The organism is Rhizobacter sp. P2_G4 (assembly GCF_056403575.1).
On sequence record NZ_JBFUFG010000017.1, the window covers coordinates 32,838 to 57,078 of the forward strand.

Annotated in this window: 26 protein-coding genes and 1 pseudogene; 16 read left to right on the top strand and 11 right to left on the bottom strand. The window is 65.7% G+C overall.

Features of this window, described 5'->3' with window-relative positions:
- Window positions 1–96: 96 nt before the first annotated feature.
- The 7 genes from AC1DYS_RS30580 to hpaI all read left to right on the top strand — a co-directional run bounded on the left by AC1DYS_RS30580 (window position 97) and on the right by hpaI (window position 7,538).
- Window positions 97–1,527 carry an FAD-binding oxidoreductase gene (locus AC1DYS_RS30580; RefSeq protein WP_477905608.1) on the top strand — a complete coding sequence of 477 codons (1,431 nt, stop codon included), beginning with the start codon at window positions 97–99 and terminating at the stop codon, window positions 1,525–1,527.
- Between the two features lie 8 nt (window positions 1,528–1,535).
- On the top strand, window positions 1,536–2,516 hold the full coding sequence (locus AC1DYS_RS30585) for a Bug family tripartite tricarboxylate transporter substrate binding protein (protein WP_477905610.1): 981 nt from the start codon (window positions 1,536–1,538) through the stop codon (window positions 2,514–2,516).
- A gap of 1 nt (window position 2,517) precedes the next feature.
- Complete coding sequence (locus tag AC1DYS_RS30590) at window positions 2,518–3,993, top strand: aldehyde dehydrogenase family protein (protein ID WP_477905612.1); 1,476 nt, start codon at window positions 2,518–2,520, stop codon at window positions 3,991–3,993.
- A gap of 10 nt (window positions 3,994–4,003) precedes the next feature.
- Window positions 4,004–4,909 (top strand): DODA-type extradiol aromatic ring-opening family dioxygenase, encoded by a 906-nt coding sequence (locus AC1DYS_RS30595; protein ID WP_477905614.1) that lies wholly within the window; start codon window positions 4,004–4,006, stop codon window positions 4,907–4,909.
- Complete coding sequence (locus AC1DYS_RS30600) at window positions 4,906–5,850, top strand: fumarylacetoacetate hydrolase family protein (RefSeq protein ID WP_477905616.1); 945 nt, start codon at window positions 4,906–4,908, stop codon at window positions 5,848–5,850. Before AC1DYS_RS30595 ends, AC1DYS_RS30600 begins: the two co-directional genes overlap by 4 nt.
- A 63-nt stretch (window positions 5,851–5,913) precedes the next feature.
- A complete protein-coding gene (gene hpaH / locus AC1DYS_RS30605; RefSeq protein ID WP_477905618.1) occupies window positions 5,914–6,729 on the top strand; it encodes a 2-oxo-hept-4-ene-1,7-dioate hydratase in 816 nt (271 codons plus the stop codon).
- Window positions 6,729–7,538, top strand: a complete 810-nt coding sequence (hpaI, locus tag AC1DYS_RS30610; protein ID WP_477905620.1) for a 4-hydroxy-2-oxoheptanedioate aldolase — start codon at window positions 6,729–6,731, stop codon at window positions 7,536–7,538. The genes hpaH and hpaI overlap by 1 nt, the downstream gene beginning before the upstream one ends.
- Before the next feature lie 42 nt (window positions 7,539–7,580).
- Here hpaI and AC1DYS_RS30615 read toward each other — a convergent pair whose 3' ends face one another.
- Window positions 7,581–7,946, bottom strand: coding sequence for a nuclear transport factor 2 family protein (locus AC1DYS_RS30615; protein WP_477905622.1), 366 nt, complete (start codon window positions 7,944–7,946; stop codon window positions 7,581–7,583).
- A 47-nt stretch (window positions 7,947–7,993) separates the two neighbouring features.
- Window positions 7,994–8,890 carry a LysR family transcriptional regulator gene (locus AC1DYS_RS30620; RefSeq protein ID WP_477905624.1) on the bottom strand — a complete coding sequence of 299 codons (897 nt, stop codon included), beginning with the start codon at window positions 8,888–8,890 and terminating at the stop codon, window positions 7,994–7,996.
- Window positions 8,891–9,015: 125 nt separating this feature from the next.
- On the opposite strand from AC1DYS_RS30620, the gene AC1DYS_RS30625 reads away from it, so the two are divergent.
- From AC1DYS_RS30625 to AC1DYS_RS30640, 4 genes are all read left to right on the top strand, one after another.
- Entirely contained in the window at window positions 9,016–9,459 is a 444-nt protein-coding gene (locus AC1DYS_RS30625) for a VOC family protein (protein ID WP_477905626.1), read from the top strand.
- Between the two features lie 31 nt (window positions 9,460–9,490).
- The gene (locus AC1DYS_RS30630) at window positions 9,491–10,381 is read left to right on the top strand and encodes an amino acid ABC transporter substrate-binding protein (protein WP_477905628.1); all 891 of its coding nucleotides are present in this window, start codon (window positions 9,491–9,493) and stop codon (window positions 10,379–10,381) included.
- A gap of 108 nt (window positions 10,382–10,489) precedes the next feature.
- Window positions 10,490–10,948 carry a nuclear transport factor 2 family protein gene (locus AC1DYS_RS30635; protein ID WP_477905630.1) on the top strand — a complete coding sequence of 153 codons (459 nt, stop codon included), beginning with the start codon at window positions 10,490–10,492 and terminating at the stop codon, window positions 10,946–10,948.
- 107 nt (window positions 10,949–11,055) lie between these two features.
- Window positions 11,056–12,075, top strand: coding sequence for an alpha/beta hydrolase (locus AC1DYS_RS30640; protein WP_477905632.1), 1,020 nt, complete (start codon window positions 11,056–11,058; stop codon window positions 12,073–12,075).
- A gap of 92 nt (window positions 12,076–12,167) precedes the next feature.
- On the opposite strand, the gene AC1DYS_RS30645 is transcribed toward AC1DYS_RS30640, so the two are convergent.
- On the bottom strand, window positions 12,168–13,274 hold the full coding sequence (locus AC1DYS_RS30645) for an ABC transporter substrate-binding protein (protein ID WP_477905634.1): 1,107 nt from the start codon (window positions 13,272–13,274) through the stop codon (window positions 12,168–12,170).
- Between the two features lie 191 nt (window positions 13,275–13,465).
- A complete protein-coding gene (locus AC1DYS_RS30650; RefSeq protein WP_477905636.1) occupies window positions 13,466–13,954 on the bottom strand; it encodes a nuclear transport factor 2 family protein in 489 nt (162 codons plus the stop codon).
- A gap of 211 nt (window positions 13,955–14,165) precedes the next feature.
- Between AC1DYS_RS30650 and AC1DYS_RS30655 the strand changes: the two genes are divergently transcribed.
- Both AC1DYS_RS30655 and AC1DYS_RS30660 read left to right on the top strand, forming a co-directional pair.
- Window positions 14,166–15,089, top strand: coding sequence for a LysR family transcriptional regulator (locus AC1DYS_RS30655; RefSeq protein ID WP_477905638.1), 924 nt, complete (start codon window positions 14,166–14,168; stop codon window positions 15,087–15,089).
- Between the two features lie 80 nt (window positions 15,090–15,169).
- Window positions 15,170–15,331: pseudogene (locus AC1DYS_RS30660) on the top strand (quinolinate synthase NadA); the annotation flags it as partial.
- Here AC1DYS_RS30660 and AC1DYS_RS30665 read toward each other — a convergent pair.
- Window positions 15,279–15,956, bottom strand: a complete 678-nt coding sequence (locus AC1DYS_RS30665) for a uracil permease (protein ID WP_477905640.1) — start codon at window positions 15,954–15,956, stop codon at window positions 15,279–15,281. The pseudogene AC1DYS_RS30660 and the gene AC1DYS_RS30665 overlap by 53 nt on opposite strands.
- A gap of 287 nt (window positions 15,957–16,243) precedes the next feature.
- On the opposite strand from AC1DYS_RS30665, the gene AC1DYS_RS30670 reads away from it, so the two are divergent.
- Window positions 16,244–16,972, top strand: a complete 729-nt coding sequence (locus tag AC1DYS_RS30670; RefSeq protein WP_477905642.1) for a hypothetical protein — start codon at window positions 16,244–16,246, stop codon at window positions 16,970–16,972.
- Between the two features lie 178 nt (window positions 16,973–17,150).
- Here the strand turns inward: AC1DYS_RS30670 and AC1DYS_RS30675 are convergent, their stop codons facing one another.
- Entirely contained in the window at window positions 17,151–18,863 is a 1,713-nt protein-coding gene (locus AC1DYS_RS30675) for a M20/M25/M40 family metallo-hydrolase (RefSeq protein ID WP_477905645.1), read from the bottom strand.
- Window positions 18,864–19,420: 557 nt separating this feature from the next.
- On the opposite strand from AC1DYS_RS30675, the gene AC1DYS_RS30680 reads away from it, so the two are divergent.
- Together AC1DYS_RS30680 and AC1DYS_RS30685 are read left to right on the top strand one after the other, a co-directional pair.
- Entirely contained in the window at window positions 19,421–20,197 is a 777-nt protein-coding gene (locus AC1DYS_RS30680) for a glucose 1-dehydrogenase (protein WP_477905647.1), read from the top strand.
- Window positions 20,198–20,309: 112 nt separating this feature from the next.
- A complete protein-coding gene (locus AC1DYS_RS30685; RefSeq protein WP_477905649.1) occupies window positions 20,310–20,528 on the top strand; it encodes a SlyX family protein in 219 nt (72 codons plus the stop codon).
- Window positions 20,529–20,909: 381 nt separating this feature from the next.
- Here the strand turns inward: AC1DYS_RS30685 and AC1DYS_RS30690 are convergent, their stop codons facing one another.
- The 5 genes from AC1DYS_RS30690 to AC1DYS_RS30710 form a co-directional block, all read right to left on the bottom strand.
- Entirely contained in the window at window positions 20,910–21,119 is a 210-nt protein-coding gene (locus AC1DYS_RS30690; protein WP_477905651.1) for a tautomerase family protein, read from the bottom strand.
- 7 nt (window positions 21,120–21,126) lie between these two features.
- Window positions 21,127–21,717 (bottom strand): malonic semialdehyde reductase, encoded by a 591-nt coding sequence (locus tag AC1DYS_RS30695; protein ID WP_477905653.1) that lies wholly within the window; start codon window positions 21,715–21,717, stop codon window positions 21,127–21,129.
- An 87-nt stretch (window positions 21,718–21,804) separates the two neighbouring features.
- The gene (locus AC1DYS_RS30700) at window positions 21,805–22,356 is read right to left on the bottom strand and encodes a VOC family protein (protein ID WP_477905655.1); all 552 of its coding nucleotides are present in this window, start codon (window positions 22,354–22,356) and stop codon (window positions 21,805–21,807) included.
- Between the two features lie 3 nt (window positions 22,357–22,359).
- The gene (locus AC1DYS_RS30705) at window positions 22,360–23,337 is read right to left on the bottom strand and encodes a Bug family tripartite tricarboxylate transporter substrate binding protein (RefSeq protein ID WP_477905657.1); all 978 of its coding nucleotides are present in this window, start codon (window positions 23,335–23,337) and stop codon (window positions 22,360–22,362) included.
- Between the two features lie 24 nt (window positions 23,338–23,361).
- Window positions 23,362–24,225, bottom strand: coding sequence for a fumarylacetoacetate hydrolase family protein (locus AC1DYS_RS30710; RefSeq protein WP_477905659.1), 864 nt, complete (start codon window positions 24,223–24,225; stop codon window positions 23,362–23,364).
- Window positions 24,226–24,241 lie beyond the last annotated feature (16 nt).

Sequence of the window (24,241 nt, forward strand, 5' to 3'; positions counted from 1 at the left end):
TCGAGAGACAAAGATGAAACCTCGCTTCGACCGAAACATTGCCTGCGCCTTCACGGTCGGCGGGCAAGCAGCCGAGCTGACGCGCGAGGCGATGGGATGAATCTCGCCGATCTGCACGCCGCCTTCGCCGGTCGCCTTTACACCGAGGCCACCGAGATGGTGCCCTTCCTCACCGACTGGCGCCGCAAGTGGACTGGCAGGGCACTGGCCGTTGCGCAGCCCGACACCGCGGCCGACGTCGCCGCCGTGCTGCGCTGGTGCCACGCGAAGCGCATCGCGGTGGTGCCGCAAGGTGGCAACACCGGGTTGTCCGGTGGTGCCACGCCGGACACCTCTGGACATGCCGTCGTGCTGTCCACCGCGCGGCTGAACCGTGTACGCGCCGTCGACCCCGTGGGGCACACGCTCACTGTCGAGGCCGGCGTCACGCTGCAGCAGGTGCAGGACGCGGCGCGCGATGCCGGCCGCCTCTTCCCACTCAGCCTGGCCGCACAAGGCAGCTGCACGATCGGCGGCAATCTGGCGACCAACGCCGGCGGCGTCCAGGTGCTGCGCTACGGCAACGCGCGCGAGTTGTGCCTCGGGCTCGAAGTCGTTACTGCCGAAGGCGAGCTGTGGGACGGCTTGCGTGCGCTGCGCAAGGACAACAGCGGCTACGACCTGCGCGATCTCTTCATCGGCAGCGAAGGCACGCTCGGCGTCATCACGGCTGCGGTGTTGAAGCTGTTTCCGTTGCCGGCGGCGCAGGCCGCGGCTTTTGTTGCCGTGCCGTCGCCGGCTGCGGCACTCGCGCTGCTCGCACTGGCGCAGGTGCGCCTGGGCCCCGCGCTGACTGCGTTCGAGCTGATCAGCGAAACCTGCCTTCAACTCGTTGAACGTCATGTGAGCGCGGCACGCCGGCCGCTCGCCGAAGCTTCCCCGTGGTACGTGCTGCTCGAAGTGAGCGACACGCGTGACGAGGCGCATGCCGCAAGCGAAATCGAAGCGGTGCTCGAGGCCGCACTCGAAACCGGCCATGCCGTCGACGCGGCACTGTCGGCCAGCATCGCTCAGTTCCGCGGCCTGTGGGCGCTGCGCGAGGACATCTCGGAGTCGCAAGGCGCCGAAGGGCCGACGATCAAGCACGACATCGCGCTGCYGATCGCCCGCATCCCGAGCTTCATCGAAAGCACCGACGCCGCCATCGCACGCCACTTCCCCGACGTGCGGCTGGTCGTCTTCGGCCATCTGGGCGACGGCAATCTGCACTACAACGTCTCGCCGCCGGCCGGCGCATCGGGCGACACGCAGCGTGCTGCATTCGCCGCGCTGGAAGCGCCGATCAACCGCCTCGTCCACGAAGCCGTGCAAGAAGCCGGTGGCTCCATCTCGGCCGAGCACGGCCTGGGCGTGCTGCGGCGCGACGAGGCCGCCCGCTACAAGACGCCCACCGAACGACGACTGATGCACGCCGTGAAACGTGCGCTCGACCCACTCGGCCTGATGAACCCCGGGAAGCTGCTCGCCCCGGAACCGACAACAACCTAGGAGACCTCATGATCCAACGCCGCCACCTTCTCGCCGCCGCCGGCGGATGCCTCGCATGGACCGCCATGGCGAGCCGCGCACAGGGCCTGCCCGACAGCGCGAAGATCTTCGCCGGCTTCACCGCCGGTGGCACCGTCGACGTGACGGCCCGCCGCATTGCCGACAAGCTGCGCGACGTGATCGCCAAGTCGGTCGTGGTCGAGAACCGCACCGGTGCCGGCGGCCAGATCGCGCTGTCGGCCCTGAAGACATCGCCGGCCGACGGGCTGACGCTGCTCGTCACGCCGATGTCGATGTTGGGCATCTACCCGCACACCTACAAGAAGCTCCCGTACGACCCGGTGGCGGATTTCCTGCCGGTCTCGCAGGCAGTGCGCTTCGACTTCGGGCTCGCCGTCGGCCCGCTGGTACCCGCGACGGTGCGCTCGCTGAGCGACTTCGTGGCGTGGTGCAAGGCCAACCCGAAGGACGCGAGCTTCGGCAGCCCTGCGCCCGGGTCGGTGCCGCACTTCGTCGCCGAGCTGTTCGGCCGTGCCGCCGGCTTGGACTTCAAGCACGTGCCCTACCGCGGCACGCAGCCGGCGATCATGGACGTGATGGGCGGCCAGCTTGCCTCGGTCTCCGGACCGGTCGGTGAGTTCCTGCAGCACCTGCCCACGGGCAAGCTGCGACTGCTGGCAACGTCCGGCGCCGCGCGCAACCGCTTCGCGCCCGGCGTGCCCACCTACGCCGAGCAGGGCTTCAAGGACATCGTCTTCGACGAGTGGTTCGGGGTCTACGTGCCGGCCAAGGTGCCAGCAGCAGTCGTCGAAAAGCTGTCGGCCGCGCTGCGCACGGCGCTGTCAAACCCCGAAGTCGTCGACGCCCTGGCGCAGATGGGACTCGAAGCAAAGTCTTCGACGCCGGCCGAGCTCACGGCGCTGCTGAAGAAAGACTCGGACCGATGGGCCCCACTGGTCAAGACCATCGGCTTCAGCGCGGACTCCTGAGATGGCATCGCCTGAACTCCACGTGGCTGGCGTCGCCGTCTCGCCCGACCACTACATCGACGGCCAGCGCGTTGCGTCGGACGAGACTTTCGAACTCTTCAGCCCGATCGACCAGCGCCCGCTCGGCCGCATCGCCGAAGGCAGTGAGTCACACGTCGACGCAGCGATACGCGCCGCGCAGCGCGCCTTCCCGGCGTGGAGCGCGCTGACGGCGGCCGAGCGCAAGCCCTACCTCGACCGCTTCGCCGCGCAGATCGGCGAGCGTGCCGAAGCCTTCTGCCAGCTGGAGAGCACCGACGCAGGCGTGCTGCTCTCGCGCATGCGCCACGGCGTGGTGCCGCGCGCCATGCTCAACATCAGCTGGTTCGCACAGCATGCGTTGGAGCTGCAGAACCGGCCGATCGACACCGAGCAAGCGCATCACATCGTCCGCCATGACCCGGCCGGCGTGGTCGTGATCATCACGCCCTGGAACGCGCCGCTGATGCTGTCCACCTGGAAGCTCGGGCCGGCGCTGGCGGCCGGCAACTGCTGCATCCTGAAGCCGCCGGAATGGGCGCCGCTGACTTGCTCGCTGCTCGCCGACGCGGCAGATGCAGCGGGCCTGCCGCCGGGTGTGTTTAACGTCGTGCAAGGCGCGGGAGCCAGCACCGGAGCCAGGCTGGTCGCCGACCCGCGCATCGCCCGCATCTCGTTCACCGGCAGCGTGCCGACCGCGAAGTTCATTGCCCAGGCCGCGGGCGCGAACCTGGTGCCCTGCAGCCTGGAGCTGGGCGGCAAGAGCCCGTTCATCGTGCTGGAGGACGCCGACCTCGACAACGCCGCCGCGACCGGCGCGCTGATGTACCGCAACGCCGGCCAGGTGTGTCTCGCCGGCACGCGCTTCCTGGTGCACGAGAAGGTGGCCGAGCCCTTCGTCGCCGCGATGCGGGCGCAGGTCGAACGCCTGCGGGTCGGTGACCCGCGTGACGAGAGCACCGAGGTCGGCCCGATCATCCACCCGCGCCAGGTCGAGCGCGTGCTCGGCTTCGTCGAACGTGCGCTCGCCGGCGGCGCGCAACTGCTGTGGGGCGGCGGCCGCCACTCCTTCGGCGCGCAGTACCTGCAGCCGACGATGCTGACGAACCTGAAGCAGGACGACGAGATCGTGCAGAACGAAGTCTTCGGCCCGGTGTTGACGCTGCAGACCTTCGCTGACGACGACGAAGCGATCGCGATGGCCAACGGCACCGACTACGGCCTGGGCGGCGTCTGCTATGGCGAGACTGTGCATGCCACACAACTCGCCGAGCGCGTGCGCACCGGTTTCATCTGGGTCAACAGCTTCGGCATCCGCGATCTCGCGGCGCCGTTCGGCGGCATCAAGCGCTCGGGCATCGGCCGTGAAGGCGGCGACTGGAGCTTCGAGTTCTTTTGCGACGTGAAGGACGTGGTCGTGCCGAAGAAGCCGTTCCGCGCCAGTTTCAGCCATCGATGAAAGGTTCACCATGAACGGCAAGATCGTCGGCGCGGCCCTTGTGTCGCACCACCCGGGACTGATGCAGTGCGAAGAGTTCCGCCGCCTGATGGGCGCGGGCGACGACTCGGATCTCATCGCGGGTTATGCCCGCCTGCGTGCCAGGATCGCCGCAGCCACGCCAGACGTCGTACTCATTTTCGACAGCCATTGGTTCACGACCGGCTACCACCTGGTCGACGGCCGCGCTCAGCACAGCGGCAACTACATCTCAGACGAGATGCCGTGGTATCTGCATGGCGTGCCGTACGACTACCGTGGCCACCCGGTCCTGGCGCAGTCGATTGAGGACATCTCGCGCGAGCTGGGTGGGTTCCATCGCAACATCGTCCATCCCGAGCTCGGCCACCAGTACCCGACGGTCAACCTCGTCAAGCAGCTTCGGTTGGAGGCGGCGGGCGTGCCTGTCGTCACCGTGAGCGCGTGCCAGAACTGCGATTGGGGCGAGTTCCTCGTCTCCGGCGCGCAGATCGGCGAGGCCATCCGGCGCAGCGGGCTGCGTGCCGTGCTGCTGGCCTCCGGTGCCTTGAGCCACAAGTTCAACGACATCCACTGGAAGCCCAAACACCCACGCATCTTCCACGAGAGCAATGTCTCGCGGCCCGAGAACGTGGCCAGCGACAAGGGTGCGATCGAGCTCATGCGCCAGGGCCGCCACGACCAGATCGTCGAGCGCTGGAACGACGAGTACCGCAAGCTGCCGTGGGAAGCATTCGGCGCGCACTACCTGCAGATGCTCGGCGCGATGGGCGGTGCGGACTGCGGCGCCAAGGGCGAGGCGCTGTCCGACTACGAGAACGCGCGCGGTACTGGCAACGTGCACATGTGGTTCAACACCGACGCGCTCGAGACAACAGCAGGAAGGGACGACACATGAACTTCGAGTTTCCGATAGAACAACTGCCGGCCGTGATGCGCGGCCCACGCATTGAACGGTGCCGCGTGCTGGTGGGCGGCAGCGCGTACTGGGGCACGATGGTCGAAGCCGGTGCCGACGCAGGCCGGCTGCGCCTGGACGATGGGCGCGTGCTCGACGCCGACAGCGCCAGCTACCTACCGCCGGTCAGCCCCAGCAAGATCATCGCGGTGCACATCTCGTACAGCTCGCGCAGTATCGAGACGCGCAACAAGCCAAAACCCACCGAGACGCCGACCTATTTCACCAAGCCACCAACCGCACTGAACGGCCACCGCGGGCAGATCCTCAAGCCGGCCGATTGCAAGTACCTCAACTACGAGGGCGAGTACGCGGTGGTGATCTCACGCACTTGCCGCAACGTGACACCCGACGAGGCGTGGGACTGCATCGAAGGCTTCTGCCCCGCGCTCGACATGGGGCTGCAAGACTTTCGCGACACCGACCAGGGCTCGATGCTGCGCGTGAAGGGTGCAGACACGCTGCTGCCGATCGGCCCGGGCCTGGTGCGCGGCATCAACCTGTTCGAGCAGACGCTGCGCACCTACGTCAACGGCCTCGTCGTGCAGGAAGCGCACATCGGTGACGAGACGATCTGGGGCCCGCACTACGTGATCGCCGACATCGCGCGCCACATCACGCTGGTGCCCGGCGATGTGATCCTGATGGGCACGCCCTGCCATTCCCGCAGCGTGGACCCGGGTGATCTCGTGGAGTGCGAGATCACTGCCATCGGCCGCGTCTCCGGCACCGTGGTCGCGATCGAGGCCCCGCGAGCGAGCGGCCTCGGCGTGGGGCATGCGCCGACCGACAGCGCCGAGGTTAGGCGCGTCGCATTGGGCTTCGACGAACGCGTGCCCGAGCGATTCAAGGACAACCTGCGCAAGACGCGCCGGGGCTGATACCGCGGCAGCGCCGCGCCTCACCGAGAACAACCACGAATGAACAAGGCACAAGGAGCCCTCATGCTTTCACCCGCCGTACACGCCGCGCTGGCCCGCGATCTCGACGAAGCCGAACGCACCCGCGTGCAGCTGGAGCAGTTCTCCAAGCGCCACCCCACGATGACGATCGCCGACAGCTACGCGATCCAGCGCGAGTGGGTGCGCCTGCAGCGTGACGCGGGCCGGCGCATGGTCGGCCACAAGATCGGCCTGACCTCGCGTGCCATGCAGATCGCCTCGCAGATCACCGAACCCGACTACGGCACCTTGCTCGACAGCATGCTGCTGCGCGACGGAAGCGAGGTCGAAGCCGCACGCTTCATCGTGCCGCGCTTCGAGGTCGAGTTCGCGTTCGTGCTGGCGCGCCCGCTCGCAGCCGAACCCGGTGGCCCCGATGTGACGCTGTTCGACGTGCTCAACGCCACCGACTACGTGGTGCCGGCGCTCGAACTCATCGACGCACGCATCGAGCAGTTCGACCGAGTGAGCAAGGCACCTCGCAAGGTGCTCGACACCATTGCAGACAACGCCGCCAACGCCGGCGTCGTGCTCGGTGGCCGGCCGATGAGACCAGACGCGGTGGACTGGCGCTGGGCCGGCGCCCTGCTCTACAAGAACGGCGTGATCGAGGAGTCGGGCCTCGGCGCCGCGGTGCTCAACCACCCCGGCAACGGCGTCGCTTGGCTCGCCAACAAACTCGCGGCACACGGCGAATCGCTCGCGGCCGGCGAGATCGTGCTCGGCGGTTCGTTCACACGCCCGGTGGCCTGCGTAGCTGGTGACACCTTCCATGCCGACTACGGACCGCTGGGTTCCATCTCCATCAAGTTCGCCTGATGCAAACACCGCAAACACCCATCAACACCTTCAAGCAGGCAATCGCCGCCCCGGGCGTGCAGATCGGGCTGTGGCTCGGACTTGCTGACCCGTACGCTGCCGAGCTCTGCGCCAGCGCCGGGTTCGACTGGCTGCTGATCGATGGCGAGCACGGGCCGAACGATCTGCGCTCGATGCTGGGCGCGCTGCAGGCTGTCGCGCCTTACCCGTCGCACCCGGTGGTGCGCATTCCGCTGGGCGAGGTGTCGCTGATCAAGCAGGTGCTGGAGATCGGCGCGACGACCTTGCTGGTGCCGATGGTGGAAAGCGCCGAGCAAGCGCGCCAACTCGTGCGCGCCACCCGCTACCCGCCGCAAGGGATGCGCGGCGTCGGCAGCGGTCTCGCGCGCTCGTCGCGCTGGAGCGCCTACGCCAACTACCTGCACGAAGCGAACGACAGCATCTGCCTGCTGGTGCAGGTGGAGACTGTGCAAGCGCTGTCGCAAGTCGACGAGATCGCGGCGGTCGATGGTGTCGACGGCGTCTTCATCGGGCCGGCGGACCTGTCGGCGTCGATGGGGCATCTCGGCAATCCGGCGCACCCCGAAGTACGTGCGGCCATCGACAGCGCGATCGCGCGCATCCTCGCCGCCGGCAAGGCGCCGGGCATCCTCGCGGTCGACGAAGCGCTGGCCCGGCACTACATCGATCTAGGCGCGCGCTTTGTCGCCGTCGGCGTCGAGGCGACGCTGCTGGCCAGGACCACGCGTGCGCTGGCCGCCCGATTCAAGGCGGCGCCCGCAGCGGCGTCAGGCCCTGCCGTCTACTGAGCGCACGCCACACCTCCCTCGAGGAGCGGTTTGGGCCTCGGGCTATGACTTGAGCGCAGGCGGTCCGAAGAACCCGACGATGCGATGCAGCTGGCCGGTCGTGGACAGCTCACCGAAGTCGATGCCGTCCATGAACACCTTGCCATCCGCAAGCAGCATGCGCCAGGTGAAGCGAAGCTTCTCGTGATGCGTGTCGACCCCGCTGGTCACTTCAAGGCGGGCTCCAGGGAACTGCTCGAAGACCTTGCCGATATGGTCAACGAGTCCCTGCCGGCCTGCGATGTGGATCGTTGGGTCGGTGTATGTGCCGTCCTCCGCCCATGCGCGATCGAGCAATTGCTGCCTGAGCGCACGGTCGGGTTCGCTCCACGCGCCGGCGTAAAGCCCGATCAGTTCATTCGGTTCCATGCTTGCTCTTCCTCATTGCGGTTGAAAGTGGTTATGCGGCGCCGCGGCTATTTCTCGATCACGCCAAGTGCCCCGTTGGCACTGTATGCGCTGCAGATCAGCTGAGCGAACAACCGGGCCGGCTCGCTGAGGCTTCGGTTCGCCCGATGCACGAGGCCGATATCGCGATGGAACGTGTGGGGTCCGAGATCGATTGCGCGTACCGCTGCAGGCCAGCGGCGATGCGTGGCGGTCTGCGGCACCAACGCGACGCCCACGCCATTGGCCACGAGCCGCACGATCGCATCGAGTTCGTCCAGCTCGCAGACTTGTTGCACGTTCAGGTGCGCAGCGCGCAGGAAGCGATCAACCTGCCGGCCGCCGAACGAGGCGCGGTCATATCGGACGAACGGTTCGCGAGATAACAGCTCGGACCAGTCCTTGCCGTCCACGTGCCGCGGCACCAGCAGGCGAAACGGCTCGTGCGCGAGCGTGCTCCAGCGCAGGTCGCTGTGCAGCGAGAACGGCGGCCGGATGATGGCTGCCATGGCGATGTCGCCTGCATCGACCTGGTTCAAGAGTTCCATGGACAGGCCCGGCACGACCCTCGTTCGGCAGCCGGGTACCTGCTTGTGGAACTTGCCGAGCACGTCAGGCAGCAGCGAACGTTGCACCGATGCAATGGCGCCGATGTTAAGCAGCACGCTGGCTCCCTGCCCCGCGTTGCTGGACCCGAGGTTGCTGTAGAGCGCGAGCAGTTGCTGGGCCTGCTCGAGCGTCTGGTGCCCCATGGCATTGAGACGGGCCGACCGACCGGTGCGGTCGAAGAGCTCGAAGCCGAGCTCCGCCTCGAGCCGCTGCATCTGTGCACTGACGGCAGCCTGCGTGAGGCCGATCTGCTCACCGGCGGCGGCGAAAGTGCCCTCTCTTGCCACGGCGATCAAGGTCTTGAGTTCGCGAATCATCAACAAATTCCATTTGCGCTTGGCGCAAATATATATTGATTTTATTTTCCATCGGACTGCCTACGATTCAACCCACTGAACACCGCCAGCGCCACGATCAGCAACCAACCTCCTCGACCATGACCATGTCTGCCCCGACCAAGAATCCCGACAGCCTTTCACCGTTCCACGTCGCATTCCCGGTGCACGACATCGCGCTGGCCCGAGAGTTCTACGGAGAGCTGCTGGGCTGCCCGGAGGGCCGCAGCGCAAATGACTGGGTCGACTTCAACTTCTACGGCCACCAGATCGTTGCGCACCTGGCCCCCGCCGAAACCGGCATCGCAGCGCGCAATGCAGTCGATGGACACGGCGTGCCGGTTCGCCACTTCGGCATCGTGCTGCCGATGGCCGAATGGGAATCTGTGGCCGCGCGCCTAAAGGCCCAAGGCACCGCATTCGTGATCGAGCCCTACATCCGCTTCAAGGGCGAGCCCGGGGAACAGGCAACGATGTTTTTCCTCGACCCCTCTGGTAACGCGATCGAGATCAAGGCGTTTGCCGACATCGCGATGCTGTTTGCCAAGTGATCGGCGTGCATCGCGAAACAGGAGCAATCAATTGAAGAAACTGGCCCTGGCTTTCCTTGCCCTCATTGCTGCTGCCGCGGCGCAAGCGGACACGCTGCAGAAGATCAAGACAACGGCGTCCGTGACGATGGGCGTGCGCGAATCGTCGGGCGCCCTCTCGTACACCATCGGCAGCGGGAAGTACGTCGGCTTTCACATCGATTTGTGCCTCCGCGCGCTGGCCGACATCCAGAAGCAGCTCGGACTTCCCAAGCTGGACATCCAGTACCAGACGGTGTCGTCGGGCAATCGGATACCGCTGCTGCAAAACGGGACGATCGACCTGGAGTGCGGCTCGACGACCAACAACGCCACCCGTCAGCAGCAGGTCGCGTTTGCCCTCACGACCTACGTGGAAGAAATCCGCATCGCCGTGAAGGCGAGCTCAGGCATCCAGTCGATCAGTCAGTTGAACGGCCGCAGGGTTGCGACGACCACCGGCACGACAAGCGTGCAGCTCTTGCGCAAGCACCAGAAGGCCTCAGGCGTCGAGTTCCAGGAGATCTTCGGCAAGGACCACACCGACAGCATGCTCAACCTCGATTCCGGTCGCGCCGATGCCTTCGTGATGGACGCTCAAGTGCTGGCCGGCAACATCGCCAAGTCCCGCAATCCGGCGGACTTCAGAATAGTCGGCGAGGTGCTCGGCGTGGAACCGATCGCCATCATGATCCGCAAGGACGACCCGGCCTTCAAGCAAAGCATCGACAACACGCTGCGCGGCTTGATGAAGAGCGGCGAGATCGCGCTGCTCTACGACAAGTGGTTCATGAGGCCGATCCCGCCGGCCAACACCGCCGTCAACCTGCCGGCCTCCGAGGAGACGAAGGCCGCCTGGGCCAATCCGACCGACAAGCCCGCTGAAGAGTACGGGCGTCGGTGAAGGGCTGAATCCCTCATCTTCCTGCGCGACCTCGGCCTCGACGGCCGTGAAAGCAGACTTCAACGGTTCGCCCCCCCGGCCTTCTGTCGAAGAGCGCGCTGCAGAAATGTGCGGCGCCTGAGCTGGGTTGCGGCGCTGTGCCTGCAACCCACAAATATCCCAACCTCAGCTGAAAGTGAAACCATGAACAAGCCCACCTACGCCCCGGAATACAGCGCCATCGTCGATGTACTGAACAAGTACAACGAGGGCTGCAAGCAGGCCAAGAGCAGCATCATGAAGCCCGCTTTCAGCGAGCAGGCAACCATGTTCAGCGTGGGCACCGACGGACAGCTATCAGGCGGAGCCATCCACAACCTGTTCGACGGTATCGACAAGGATTTCCGTCCGTCGCCTGAAGCTCAAAGTGCCATTGTCCACATCGAGATCGTCGGCACCGCCGCAAGCGCCCGCGTCGACACCAACGACGTCTCCGGCTTCTGCTTCACTGATTTCTTCCATCTGCTGAAGGTCGAGGGCAAATGGACCGTGATCAGCAAGATCTTTCACACGCACGTCGCCCCTTGAGCGCGTTGGGCGTTCGTCTGGCACCCCGCCTTCGTCAATTTTGGGGCTTGAAACCAATGTTTCAGCAGCCTGTTGATGACGCACACATCCACTAAGAACGAAACATCATGAAAGCCCTCACCTCCGCTCTTGCCCTTCCCGTCTTGACCCTTTCGCTGGGCAGTGCTTTGGCAGCCAGCCTGCCTGGCGTCGAACACAACACGGCGAAATTCTTGCAATCCCTTGAAGGCGGCAAGACGCTCGACACCATGACGCCGGCCGAAGCCCGCGCCGCGCTGGTAGGCGCGCAAGCTGGCCCCAAGGTGACCTTGCCGGCGGCCGACGTCAGCGAGAAGACGATCCGCGTCAATGGCAGCGACCTGAAGCTGACCGTCGTGCGCCCGGCCGGCAGCAAACAGAAGACCCTGCCCGCGTTCATGTACTTCCACGGCGGCGGCTGGGTGCTGGGCGACTTCCCGACCCACGAACGGCTGGTGCGTGACCTGGTGGCAGGCTCGGGCGCCGTGGCGGTCTTCGTCAACTACACCCTGTCGCCCGAGGCGCGATACGGCGTCGCCGTCGAGCAAGCCTATGCCGCCACAAAGTGGGTGGCCGAGCATGGCAAGGAGATCAAGGTCGACGGCAAGCGCCTCGCCGTAGCTGGCAACAGCGCGGGCGGCAACATGGCCGCCGTGGTTGCCCTGATGGCGAACGAGAAGGGCTCACCCGCACTGCGTTCGCAAGTACTGCTGTGTCCGGTGACGGATGCGAGCTTCGACACGCCGTCGTACAAGGAATTTGCCGATGGCTACTTCCTGACGAAGGACTTGATGGCATGGTTCTGGGACAACTACACGACCGACGTCAACGCACGCAAGCAGATCTACGCATCGCCGCTGCAGGCGACAACCGAGCAGCTCAAGGGCTTGCCGCCGACGCTGATCCAGACCGCCGAATTCGACGTTCTGCGCGATGAAGCCGAGGCTTACGGCCGCAAGCTCGACGCTGCGGGTGTGCATGTGAAGTCGGTGCGCTACAACGGCATGATTCACGACTTCGGGTTGTCGAACGCCTTCAGCCATCTGCCAGCGCCCCGCAGCGCGATAGCGCAGGCCTCACAAGAGCTCAAGGCCAACCTCAGCAAGTAATTTCGAAGGCAAGAAACCTTGGACAGACCGTGCGCTTCCCTGGGACTGGCGCGGCGGCCAGATGCGCAACGGCAAGTCAAGCGGCGATCGCCTCAGTCCTTCAGCGGAGAGATGCCCTGCACCGGCCCGATCAGCCGTTCGAACAGGCTCTTGAGCCGCTCCACCCGGGCGCGGTCGCGCATGAAGGCGCGGAACTCTTCGGGGCTGGTGTTGTACTGGTCGATCGGCTTGTAGCCCGAATGAGGCGCCACGTCATTGCGGATCGGGAACTGGCGCGCGTTGGAGACCACCGGGAGCGAGAGCATCCAGCTCATGTACAGCCTGGCTGCGGCCGGGTGCTTGGCGTCCTTGAAGATCGCGCCCGTCTGCGCCCAGGTGAGGAAGGGGTCATTCGTCGGCAGCACGAAGCGGGTGTTGGCCGATTCCACCGGCACGAAGTTGCCCGAGGTGCCGGTGCACACGGCGTACTTGCCTGCTTCCACGGCGTCGCGCGGCGTTTGCGTGCCGCGCACCCATTGCACGCCGTTGGCCTGCAGCTTGTCGATGAACCCGATGCCGTACTTCTGCACGATCTTGTCGAAGACGTAGAGCACGGCATCATCGTCGTGCGGATAGGCGATGACGATGCGGTTCTTGAACTCGGGTTTCAGGAACTCGGCGTAGTCACGCGGTGCGTTCTCAGCGGCCACCAGCGTCTTGTTGTAGCTGTTGGCGAAGGTCAGCATGAAAAGGCCGGTGAAGCGCGCCTGCGGGTCCTTGTAGACCGCGGGGACCTGGTCCCAGCCGATCGGCTTGTACGGCAACAGCAGCCCGCGCGCCGCCCAATCGTCGAAGTCGTGCAGCGTCTGCAAGTGAGCGATGTCGACCTTCAGGTCCTTGCGCAGCAGTTCCTCTTCGATGCGCGCATCTTGGTACTTGCTGAGGTCTACGACGACGTCGACCTTCATGCCCGGGAACTGACGCTCGAAGCCGGTCTTGATCGGGAAGCCCTGCGTGACCTCGTCGCCACCTGCGTAGACGGTGAGCCGGCCGCCCTCTTTCAGCGCGGCCTGATGCAGGTCTTGCAGTGTCTGGCCGGTGCCATCGCGTTCGGCGGCAGCCGGTGCGGCCTGCGCCCAGACGCTGGCTGTCGCGGCGATGGCCAAGCCAACAACGGCAGTGCGCCGCCTGATCGGCAGCAGCGCGGGATTGGCGTTCACCACGTCATCTCCCGCACAAGCTGATGGGCGAACCCGAGGGTAGAAGGCATCCAGATGCTCCTGTGGTGTTCCGACGGAGCGACTCTATGGACACCAACCGGATCGATAAACGGCGCATCGATCAAATGGTTCTTGCGTACATCGTCGCAATCGCACAGATCGGCGATGCTTCCCTCGTCGCCCCGCGCGCTTCAGCGCCTGACCGCCGGGTCCCAGTGCTCCGCGATCTTGCCGTTCTCGATGCGGAGCATGTCGAACCAGGTGGTCGTGTACTTCTGTGCAGCGTCCTTCGGATCGGCGTACTCGCGGGCGAAGACCAGGATCACGAGATCTCGCTCCGCGATGATGGACACCAGCGGCGCCTGCACGCGCGCCTCGATCGCCTTCGGCTGGCCTCGCTTCGAGAAGAAGTCGACGAAGGCCGCGCGGCCGCTCGGCACGTTCGGGTTGTGCTGGATGTAGGCCTCGGTGAGGTACTTCGGCGCCAGCTCCATGTGAAGCCCTTCGAAAACCTCGCGCCAGAAGTCGTAGACCAGCCGCTTGTTGGCAGCAAGCTTCGCGTCAGGGCTGGCCAGCATCGCCTCCTGGTCAGGATTGGGAACGACCGGCGCCTGCGCGCTTGCCGAGGCAGCGAACAGGATGGCGGCGGCAAAGCAGAGAGCACGGAATAACGACGACATAGATCTCCTCGGATGGGGTCAAGCGGAAGCGCTCACGGCAGCGCGACCGGCAAGCGTCAGAGTATGCGGCGACCTCCGACGCTCATGGCCGGTGCTCAGTCTCCGGACGGGTTGCAAGAAGCGGCAAACTCTATTCGCGGCAATTCGATCGATAAACAGCTCATCAATAGAATCATCGTTGCATGCTTCGTCGCACTGAACCCCGCAGCCCATGGACCGCCTGACCGCTGCCCGAGTCTTCGTCGCCATCGTCGAGCACGGCAGCCTCACTGTCGCGGCCGATCGACTGGAGATGTCCACCGCCATGGTCAGCCGCTACCAGGCAGCGGCCGAGGCTTGGCTGGGCGTGCGGCTGCTGCATCGGACGACGCGGCGAATCAGCCTCACCGAGGCGGGACAGGCCGCGCTGCCATCGTGCCGCCAGCTGCTCGGCCTGGCAGAAGAGGCGCAGCACCAGGCCGGCGAGGTGAGCCGTGTGCCGGCCGGACGGCTGCGCATCACGTGCTCGCCCTCGTTCGCCGAAGCGCAGCTCGGTCCCCGGCTGGCCGACTTTCAGCGCCTGTACCCGCAAGTGACCTTCTCGCTGCTGGCTGTCGACCGCAACATCGACCTCGCGGCCGAGCGCATCGACCTGGCGGTGCGAATCACCAATTCGCTGGAGCCGACGATGATCGCGCGGCCGCTCGCAGCCTGCCGCTCCGTGCTTTGCGCATCGCCCGACTATCTGCGCACGCATGGCGAACCGCGCACGCTGGAGGCGCTGCAACTGCACCACTGCCTGACGCACACGATCGTCGGGGCGACGCAATTCCGCTTCCGCCGCGACGGCCAGCTACTGGAGCTGCCGGTGACGGAGCGGCTGTCGACCGATGACACCGCGGTGCTGCGCAGCGCGGTGCTCCAGGGCAGCGGCATCGGCATCCTGCCGACCTACTTCATCGGCGACGAGCTGCGCCAGGGCCGCCTCGTGCACGTGCTTCCAGAGCTGGAGCCCGAAACGCTGGGCATTCACGCGATCCTGCTGTCGCGCCAGCACCAGCCGCTGGCGGTGCGCCTGCTGGTCGACTTTCTTGCCGAGCGCTTTGGCGGCGAGCAGCCGCCATGGGACCGCGAAGTGCACCCGGAGGTCGCCTAGGTACCCGCAACTCAGGTTTTCGACCGTGCCTGTTTGGTGGTGAGCGTTGTTGAGCGCGTGCGCGCGCTCAAGGCCACGCCGCCAGCAATGGCGCTGCCTGCAAGAGCTGCGCGCACTGCCCCTGGATGGCCATGAACGGCGTGGTCGGCGTGCCCCACGCGCACCTGCCGCTCGACCGCATGCCGGCCTTCACCGCTGCGCTGAAGAACGGCCAGCCCGTGGGCGAGTTTTATTCGGTGTGAACAGCATCACCAGCAGAGGCAGCAGCGCCAAAGTAAACAAGGTGCATAAACAGGCCACCCAAAGCGGATAGTCGTCCGGGTTGCCAAAGACGAAGTACTTCAACGCCGAGTAGCCCAAGGCCAGCGCCATCAGCAACGTGATGCCCGGCAAAAGAAAGCGGAACAGGAACGTCATGCCGAAGGCCGCTACACCCTTCATCGGATGGCCCAGTGCATACCAGACCGTCGCCCACAAACAGTAGCCGAGGATGAACAGCATGACGCTCGCCCCGAGCCACAGGCCCACACTGCGGGCGCTGAGCTCTGCGGCCACCCGGTCCCCCGGGGCGTACACCACCCTCAACTGCGTCCCTTCGAGGGGGAACTCGGTCGATGCCACCGAACTGGGCAACTCCAGCAGCTCACCATCGGGCCCTGCGAACCGCACCTGAGCGGTGTGCATCAAGCGCTGGTGGGTGACGGTGCGGTCTCTGGAGTCTCTCTCCTGATAGTCGCGGTATTCGGAGGTGTATCCGACCACGGTAGCGCTGTAGGTGGGTTTGGTGGCAAGAGAGTAAAGCGCTTGGCCGGTCCAATAGCTGAAGGGCACGAACAAGGCAATCAACGCAAAGATGATGACCACCAACAACGCGCTGCCCCCCGTCCCAGGCCGTATGCGCTGTGACACGCGCCGCCCCAGCCAGACGGCGGCGCCAAGGAACACCGCCGTGCTGGCAAGCAGAACCTGGCCTGCAGATGTCAATGCCATGGGCCAGGCTCCGAATGTGATGCATGAAAAATGAGAGATGAAGGGGCGCAGGTATCCATGGCCGGGGAGTCTAAGGTCCGGTGCCTCCAGCCCAGGCCTGCTCAAAAGGTGAGATGCAGCTGCGGCGCCACCTATGATCCGGCCTTCGTTTCAGGAGGCCTTGCATGCCATCAACTTCTTCCGCGGCGCCATCCATGGTGCGCACTGGCGCCAAAGCGGGTGTGGCGTTTGCCAGTTCCGTCGCAATGGGTTGTTTGCTGGCTTTGCTGCTGGGTGGTGGCGTGTTCTTCTTCTACCTGAGTCGGCTGTCCGGCCCCGGCATGCCCGCCGCGGCGCACACAGGTGGCGCCGGCGTCATCCTTGCCTTGCTGTTTTCACCGTCATCGTTGGTCGGCATTTTGCTGCTGGCCTTTGTGCCGATTTACGTGATGCTGGGCGTGGCGCGTGGCCGCAGCCGGGCTGTCCAGCAAGTCGTGATGGGCCATGGAGAAGCTCTGTCGCAACGCCTGACGGACGTGATTGCCGCACGCATCGAGGCCATGCCGCGGACCAAAGGCGCGCTGGAAAGAGTGTCCGAGGTGTTGTCGGCCGATGCCATCAGCGAGCAATTGGCGCCCGTGCTGGGCCAAGGCCGGGCCGTGCGCGGCATGGTGAATTTCGCGGTGAATCGTCTGCCGCTGGCTGACCTGATGGCGCAATGGCAGCAGAGCCGCACTACAGAGGCGGCCGTTGTACCCGCACCTGGAGCGCCTGATCCAGCGTTGCGCTCACTGCTCATGCAGCGCATTGGCCAGACGCTGCAGGACGCCGCCACGCCTTCCAGCAAGCCGCTCTACATCGCAATGGCCGTCCAAGCGACGCTGCTGGCGGTGGGCATGTGGTTGACGCGTTGACCCTCATCGATGCGCCAGGATCGCTCCCGATGAGGAACTGCTCTTTGACGCTTCGAGCGGTCGTTGACTGCGATGTGTGCAAGGTAGCCGTTGGGCGAACGGCGGGCGACTTCACGCTGATTGGCACCAAGCAGTCACCAGACCTCTCCACGGACGCCGGACCCGACCGTGGCATCGGCTATCTCGTGGTCTTGTTTGCAATCTCGTCCAGCATGATCTGGTACAGGATGCGTGCGCTGAGCTGCAGGTCTTCGATCGGGGCGCCCTCGTTCAAGCCGTGGTAATTGATCGGTGGCCCGAACGCCAGGGTGAAGAGCGGGCCGGCCGCGACGAGATTGACCTGCCCTTTTGCATCGGTGCCCCCGCCGATGGCCGCCAACGGCATCGGCGCGCCGACCGCCCGCTCATAGGCGCCGCTGATCCGTTGGAACCGCGGACTCTGCGGGTCGCGTACGTCGGGTGAAGCGGCGTTCACGGTCGCCACCGTGACGGCCTGACCCGGCCGGTCCTGCTGAAAGCGGTTGACCAGTTGTTCGAAGGCATCGGGGAAGACGCTGGTGCCTGGCAACTGCCCCTCGGTCTTGCCGTCCCACGCCACGCCGTGATGGCCGAGGGCATAGCGGATGTCGAGTCTGAGGGCCACGTCTTGGGGGCTGGTCGTGACGCGCGTCAGCGCGTAGGTCGTCCCGTTGCCTTGCTCGAAGACCTGATCGTGGCGTTCGAGCAGATCGGGATGCTTCTCGCCGAAGACCGTCGTGCCCCAACCCCAGGCCATGAACTGCAGCATCCGCCCGACGCCGTTCGGCGCGAGCGTCGCGTCGTCCACCAGGTGAGAGAGGAAGTTCGCGAGCGAGACGACCGGGCTCGCTCCGTTCGCGCGGTTCTCATCCGGCACCGACCCGTGTTGCGCGCCGATGACCTTGGTGGTCAGGACCACCGCCTTTGCGTCGCGGGAAACCTCGAGCGGCGCGCGCCGATACAGCGGATCGTCGAAGCCGTATTGCTGGTAGAGATCGGCGACGTTGGCCGCCAGGCGGTCGAGCGCGGCCTCATCGTTGCCGTTGATGCGCGCGGTCACCGTGTCCGGGATCTGATTGGTGGCCCCGGGGGCGCTGTTGAATGCCTCGATGAAGATGCCGTTGCTCGGCGCCGCGCCGAGCGGGATGGTGAAGACCGGCCGCTCGATCCCCTTCTCCGCGCGGACCGTCCAGACCGCATCGAAGACGATGCCGAAATCGGGCACGCCGACCTCCTGGAAGTAGTACGCGGTCGAGAAGTCGGTCTCCTCGGAGGTGTCGAAGATCAGTTCGACCGTCAGCCCGTCGAGTGCGTTGGTTCCGTCGTAACGGTTCGCCAGCGCCCGCATCACGATGAGCGCGAGGACGGCTGGGCCCTTGTCATCCGCCGCCCCTCGGCCCACCAGGAAAGGCTGCGCCGCGCCGCGGTAGTCACGCGCCTCGACCCGCGGCTCGAAAGGCCGCCAATCCGCATTGCCGGGGGGCACGGTGTCCAGGTGCGCCAGGATCGCGACCTTCTTCGGCCCGCTGCCGAGACGGAACCCGAACACCCATTGGGTCTGGGTCGGGCCCGCCCGGCTCCACTCGAACGGCTCGAGCTTCAGGGTTCTCTGCTCCCGGTTGAACTCCTGGGCCAGCCCCATCAGGTAGTCGCGCGAGCGCGCCAGGTTGTCGACCACCAACTGCTCGCTTTGCGGGTCTTCCGTGCGGTACGTCTGCAGCGTGACGAGGTGGCTCGTCTCGGAGACGAATTGCTGCGCCAGCGTCCGCTCCAAGTACGAGCGGGTATCGTCGCCATCCGAACTGCCGCAGCCAGCGAAGAACACCAGGGCAGCGACGGCCAAGCGACCGTGATGCACAAGGTCGCGTTTCATGCAGCTAAGCATAGACATAAGAACCTCCGGCGTGTTCACGTATCGTGCCGATCAAACCCCGTCGGCTCAGGGCGGTATGCATCGCCATCGCGATCTCCTCTCGTTGTTGTGGCAAAAGATCGCGGGCAAACCGTGTTCCATGACGGTGGCTGCCAAGGCTGAGTCAGTGTCGAAACCCGGCGCTGCTAACGATCTGGCTTGGCACAAGACAAGTTCGGCGGTTTGAGTTGCGGCTGCTCGCGTGACCGGTAAGGCCGCAGCTTGCGACTTCTCAATTGCAGAGCAAGGAAAGGCGGCAAATGGGATCGCATCCACTCGCATGTCCAGCTATGGCGAGATGTCACCCTGCCCTTGCGTGGACAGGCACGTGACCCGGTTCCCCCACGTCGGCCCCGATTACCAGCCAGTCATCGGCGATGATGATTGGCCTGCCAAGGGTCATATTTAGCATCGCGGGTGCTTTGCCGCTCAGCGGCTCTTCGAGCGGTGAGACTGGCCGTGCACGACAGGCTGACGTGGCTCAGCCACCACTCAACGACCACATCATGACGAACGACATGAATCCTTCCGCCCTGAAAAGCTTCGACCTCACGGGGCGAACCGCACTCGTCACCGGCTCCAGCGTCGGCATCGGCTACGCGCTTGCGCGCGGGCTGGCCAGCGCCGGCGCCCGCGTGATCCTGAACGGGCGCAACGCGCAGAAGCTCGAGCAGGCCGCAGATCGCTTGCGCGCCGAAGGCGCCTTCGTGCTCAGCGCGACGTTCGACGTGACCGACGGCGCGGCAGTCGTCGACGGTGTCGGGCGGATCGAGGCCGAAGTCGGACCCATCGACATCCTCGTCAACAACGCTGGCATGCAACGTCGCGCCCCGCTCGAACAGTTCGAGGAGGGGGACTGGCACGAGCTGATGAAGACCAATGTCGACAGCGTGTTCCTGGTCGGCCAGGCGGTCGCGCGCCACATGATCAAGCGTCGCCGCGGCAAGATCATCAACATCTGCTCGGTGCAGAGCGAACTCGGCCGCCCGAACATCGCGCCCTACACCGCGAGCAAGGGTGCGGTGAAGATGCTCACAAAGGGCATGGCGATCGACTGGGGTCAGTACAACATCCAGGTGAACGGCCTCGGCCCGGGCTACTTCAAGACCGAACTCACCGAGGCGTTGGTCAACGATGCCGAGTTCACGCGCTGGCTGGTCGGACGTACGCCTTCGCGCCGCTGGGGCGATGTGCAGGACCTGGTCGGCGCAGCGGTGTTCCTGGCCAGCGACGCGTCGAATTTCGTCAACGGCCACATCCTCTACGTCGATGGCGGCGTGACCGCCACGCTTTGATGAACTCTTGGAGACCGCAGCTCGGATGACTGCTGACAGGAGCCTCCGATCGATTGAATGGACGTCAGCTTAGGCGCGTTAGCCAACTGAGCGACGCGAGACAATGCGGCCGATGGAACCCACCGACGCCGATGCCCGCCTCACCGACCTCGAGATCAAGGCGAGCTTTACCGAGGACCTGCTGGACACGCTCAACGAGATCGTCGCGCGCCAGCAAGCCCAGATCGACCGCTTGATCAATGAGCTCTCCACGCTGCGCAACCAGATGCCCACAGCTGACGGTGCCCCTGCCTTCCGCAGCCTGCGCGACGAGCTGCCGCCGCACTACTGAGCAGGTCCAGGCGCCCGCCATGGAAGATCTGCCATGCCATCGGCCTGCGATTGCCGCCTGTCAGCGTCACGACCCGGCGCGCCGGGGATTTGGTGGGCCGCTCTTGTCGTCGTCTCCGCGGGTACCCACACTGTGGACGAGCTTCGAGAAGTCCTCCCTGTGAAGTGTTAGGGCGACTTCGCGAGAATCGTCGAATTCTCCGGTCAGTGATAAGGGCGCTCGGTCGCCCAGGCGGCAAGAGATCGCCAATGCCTGCTGGCTGGTTCTGTGATGGTCCGGGCTCCGGGTCGACACTTCCAGTTCGGCGTCATCGAATGCATCCGTTGGACACTCAACTTCGATGGCAGCGCTTCGCCACGCCAAAGTCGCCGAGGCTCTGAGTCAGGTTTTGGGGCGCGCCTGTTCGGTGGTGAGTGGCTTGCCGCCCACGCCCCACAGTCCGCTGCGGATCTCCTGAATTGCGCAGCGTGTCATGGGGCGGAGGCCTTCACCGCCGACCCGGACGACGGCCTCGGCAAGCTCCGCGATGAGACGCTGCTTCTGGGCGTCATCGAGCACGCCTTCGATGATCTTGACGTCGATGAATGGCATACGGCTCCTACTGGATGGAAACGGCGTCAGCAAACGGCAGCCGTGGCCCGCGCGGGGCCGGCGACTCGGGGTCGCCGTAGCCCAGGTTGACGAGAAAGTTGGATCGCCAGCGGCCGTCTGGGAAGAACGCTGCATCGACGGCGGCAGGGTCGAAGCCGCTCATCGGCCCGCAGTCCAGCCCCAGCATGCGCGCGGCGACGATCAGGTACGCGCCCTGCAGGCTGCTGTTGCGCAGTGCCGTCGTCTGAGCGAGAGCTGCATTGCCTGCATACGGCGCGCCCGCATCGGGTCGCGCCGGAAACTGCTGCGGCAACTGCTCGTAGAACCGCGTGTCCTGCGCGACGATTGCGGTCACTGGCGCGCTCGCCACCTTGGAGACGTTACCCGGCGACACGCAGGACTTCAGCCTTTCCCTCGCCTCCGGGCTGCGCACGAACACGAAGCGCGCCGGCTGCGAGTTGAACGCTGTCGGCCCCCAGCGAAGCAGCGCGTACAGCTGCTCCAGCGTCTCGTCGGGCACCGGCTGGCCGGTGAACCGCGAATAGGTGCGCGCGGTGCGGAAGACCTGGTCGAACGCGTTCTCGCTCAGTTGGGGCATGGCATCAAACTCCTTCTGCGACCGTGTAGGCCGTCTTGACTGTCGTGTAGAACTTGGCCCCGTGGCGACCCGGCAAGTGCGCCTTCATCACGCGCGCCCCGGGCCGCGCCGGCGGAACTTCGCCTGCCACTCGGCCAGCGGCATGAAGCTCGGATCGTCGCGCACCATGCGCTCCGTCTCGGCCAGCAGCTCGGCTTCGCTCTTCGACAGGTCCAGCGGCGCGCCGTAGGGCTGGTTGACGTAGTACGGCGTGTCCAGATAGACCTCGACGCGATTGACCTCGGGGTCGAAGTAATACACCGACCACGCGTTGCCATGGTTCATCGGGCGGACCTCGGTCGCGCCCTTCTGCTGGGCCAACTCACGGTTCAGGCGCAACTCGGCCAGGTCGGGCACCAAGAACGACAGCTGCATCACCGTGCTGACAGGCGATGCCTCGGAGCGCCCTGCGGACAGCACCAGCTGGTGGTGCTGGTCTTCAGTGGCGCTCATGAACACGAGCCGGTTGCCGAAGTTCTTACCGATGCCCTCGTCGGTGATCGTGAGGCGGAACACCGACGTGTAGAAGTCGACCATGCGGTCGAGGTCGAAGACGTAGATGCCGAAGTGGGCCGGCGTGGGGCGGGTGACGGTCGTCATGGGCTACTCCTTCTGAATGCCGGCATCTTTCACGAGACGTGTCCAGCGCTGCACGTCGGACTCGATCGCGAGCCTCAGCTCGTCGGCCGTGCTGGCGCGCGCCTCGCCGCCGGTGGCTTCCTCGAGCTTGGCACGCACCGCGCCGTCGCCAAGCACTGCGCGAATCTGCGCGTTCAGGCGCTCGACCACCGGCTGTGGGGTGCCTGCCGGCGCGAGCAGCGCGGTCCAGGAGCGCACCTCGAACTTCGGCACGCCCTGCTCGGCCACGGTCGCAGCCGCCGGCAGCCCGGGCCAGCGCGTGCTGCCCGAGGTCGCAAGTGCGCGCAGCTTGCCGGCCTTGATGTGCTGGACCACTGCGGTGGGCGCGGCGACGACGAAGTCGACCTCGCCACCCAGCAGTGCGGTGATGGACGCGCTCTCGCCGCGGTAAGGCACGTGCGTCATCGAAAGGCCAGCGCTGTGCGCGAGCAGCGCGCCGGTCATGTGCTGGCCCGTGCCCATGCCGGCGGTGCCGTAGTTGATTGCGCCCGGCTTGGCGCGTGCGGCGGACAGCAGGTCGCCCAGGGTCTGGTATTTGCTGCCCGCACCGGCGACGATCAGGAATGGAAACGACGTGATTGCCGACACGGGCTGGAACGACTTGACCGCGTCGTAGGGCAGCCTGTCTTGCAGCGCGGCACCGATCGCGTGGCCACCGGTGGCCAGCAGCAAGGTGTACCCGTCGGGCGGAGACTTGGCGACGGCATCGCCAGCCAGCGTGCCACCGGCACCGGGCTTCGACTCGACGATGACCGGCTGACCGAGCTTGCCGCTCAGCTCGGTGCCCAGCACGCGCGCAATGGTGTCGGCATTGCCGCCTGGCGCGAAGCCGTGCAGCAGCCGGATCGGCTTGTCGGGATAGGGTTGTGCCTGCGCTGCGGTGAGCGCGAGCCCGCCACACGCCATCAGCATCATGGCGGCTTGTCGAATGATCTTGTTCATTTTTTGTCTCCTCCGTGCGCGGGCTCAGTCGGCCTGCACGATGGTGTTGCGCAGCACGCCGATGCCTTCGATCTCGACTTCGACCACATCGCCTGGCACCATGAAGCGTGGTGGCTTGCGCGTCCAGCCGACGCCGCCCGGCGTGCCGGTGACGATCACGTCGCCCGGCACCAGCGTGAAGATCGTCGATGCGTACTCGATCTGCTGGGCGACCGAGAAGATCATGTCGGCCGTCGTCGTCGACTGCATCGTCTCGCCGTTGAGCCGCGTCTTCAGCGCCAAACCGCGCTCGGGCGAGATCTCGTCGGCAGTCACCATCCAGGGACCGAAGGGGCCGGTGGATTCGAAGTTCTTGCCGGCGGCGATCGCCTTGGCATGGAACTGCCATTCGCGGATGCTGGCGTCGTTGTAGATCGAGTAGCCGGCGATGTACTCGTGCGCGCGATCACGCGCAATGTTGCGGCCCGGCTTGCCGATGATGACCGCCAACTCGCCTTCCCAGTCCAGCGAGTCCGACACGTGCGGGCGCACGATCGGCTGCTCGTGTCCAATCTGCGAGCGCCAGACGCGCAGGAAGATCGGCGGGTGGTCGGACAGCTCGCGCTGCAGGCCGCCGGCGACGACCTCCTTGTGGTGGTCGTGGTAGTTGCGAATCGCGCAGACGATCTTCTCCGGCTGCAGGATCACCGGCAGGTAGCGAATTGCGGTGAGCGGAATGTCGGCCTTGACCCCCGCCACGTCGCGCGCGGCGCGCGCCAGCCCGCCACTGGCGATGTAGGACTGCAGCGTCGGGTACTGCGGGTAGGCGCGGCCGAGGTCGGCAATGCGGTCGTCGATGACGGCGCCCCAGCTCGTGTGGCCGTTGTGTTCGAAGGAGAGGAACTTCATCGTCGTGGCTCCAGTG

What these genes read in the sequence shown, in the direction of transcription:
- AC1DYS_RS30585 (WP_477905610.1), top strand. Translation starts at nt 1,536, where the DNA reads ATGATCCAACGCCGCCACCTTCTCGCCGCCGCCGGCGGATGCCTCGCA.
- AC1DYS_RS30590 (WP_477905612.1), top strand. Translation starts at nt 2,518, where the DNA reads ATGGCATCGCCTGAACTCCACGTGGCTGGCGTCGCCGTCTCGCCCGAC.
- AC1DYS_RS30595 (WP_477905614.1), top strand. Translation starts at nt 4,004, where the DNA reads ATGAACGGCAAGATCGTCGGCGCGGCCCTTGTGTCGCACCACCCGGGA.
- AC1DYS_RS30600 (WP_477905616.1), top strand. Translation starts at nt 4,906, where the DNA reads ATGAACTTCGAGTTTCCGATAGAACAACTGCCGGCCGTGATGCGCGGC.
- hpaH (WP_477905618.1), top strand. Translation starts at nt 5,914, where the DNA reads ATGCTTTCACCCGCCGTACACGCCGCGCTGGCCCGCGATCTCGACGAA.
- hpaI (WP_477905620.1), top strand. Translation starts at nt 6,729, where the DNA reads ATGCAAACACCGCAAACACCCATCAACACCTTCAAGCAGGCAATCGCC.
- AC1DYS_RS30615 (WP_477905622.1), bottom strand. Translation starts at nt 7,946, where the DNA reads ATGGAACCGAATGAACTGATCGGGCTTTACGCCGGCGCGTGGAGCGAA.
- AC1DYS_RS30620 (WP_477905624.1), bottom strand. Translation starts at nt 8,890, where the DNA reads ATGATTCGCGAACTCAAGACCTTGATCGCCGTGGCAAGAGAGGGCACT.
- AC1DYS_RS30625 (WP_477905626.1), top strand. Translation starts at nt 9,016, where the DNA reads ATGTCTGCCCCGACCAAGAATCCCGACAGCCTTTCACCGTTCCACGTC.
- AC1DYS_RS30640 (WP_477905632.1), top strand. Translation starts at nt 11,056, where the DNA reads ATGAAAGCCCTCACCTCCGCTCTTGCCCTTCCCGTCTTGACCCTTTCG.
- AC1DYS_RS30650 (WP_477905636.1), bottom strand. Translation starts at nt 13,954, where the DNA reads ATGTCGTCGTTATTCCGTGCTCTCTGCTTTGCCGCCGCCATCCTGTTC.
- AC1DYS_RS30655 (WP_477905638.1), top strand. Translation starts at nt 14,166, where the DNA reads ATGGACCGCCTGACCGCTGCCCGAGTCTTCGTCGCCATCGTCGAGCAC.
- AC1DYS_RS30670 (WP_477905642.1), top strand. Translation starts at nt 16,244, where the DNA reads ATGCCATCAACTTCTTCCGCGGCGCCATCCATGGTGCGCACTGGCGCC.
- AC1DYS_RS30675 (WP_477905645.1), bottom strand. Translation starts at nt 18,863, where the DNA reads ATGAAACGCGACCTTGTGCATCACGGTCGCTTGGCCGTCGCTGCCCTG.
- AC1DYS_RS30680 (WP_477905647.1), top strand. Translation starts at nt 19,421, where the DNA reads ATGAATCCTTCCGCCCTGAAAAGCTTCGACCTCACGGGGCGAACCGCA.
- AC1DYS_RS30685 (WP_477905649.1), top strand. Translation starts at nt 20,310, where the DNA reads ATGGAACCCACCGACGCCGATGCCCGCCTCACCGACCTCGAGATCAAG.
- AC1DYS_RS30690 (WP_477905651.1), bottom strand. Translation starts at nt 21,119, where the DNA reads ATGCCATTCATCGACGTCAAGATCATCGAAGGCGTGCTCGATGACGCC.
- AC1DYS_RS30695 (WP_477905653.1), bottom strand. Translation starts at nt 21,717, where the DNA reads ATGCCCCAACTGAGCGAGAACGCGTTCGACCAGGTCTTCCGCACCGCG.
- AC1DYS_RS30700 (WP_477905655.1), bottom strand. Translation starts at nt 22,356, where the DNA reads ATGACGACCGTCACCCGCCCCACGCCGGCCCACTTCGGCATCTACGTC.
- AC1DYS_RS30705 (WP_477905657.1), bottom strand. Translation starts at nt 23,337, where the DNA reads ATGAACAAGATCATTCGACAAGCCGCCATGATGCTGATGGCGTGTGGC.
- AC1DYS_RS30710 (WP_477905659.1), bottom strand. Translation starts at nt 24,225, where the DNA reads ATGAAGTTCCTCTCCTTCGAACACAACGGCCACACGAGCTGGGGCGCC.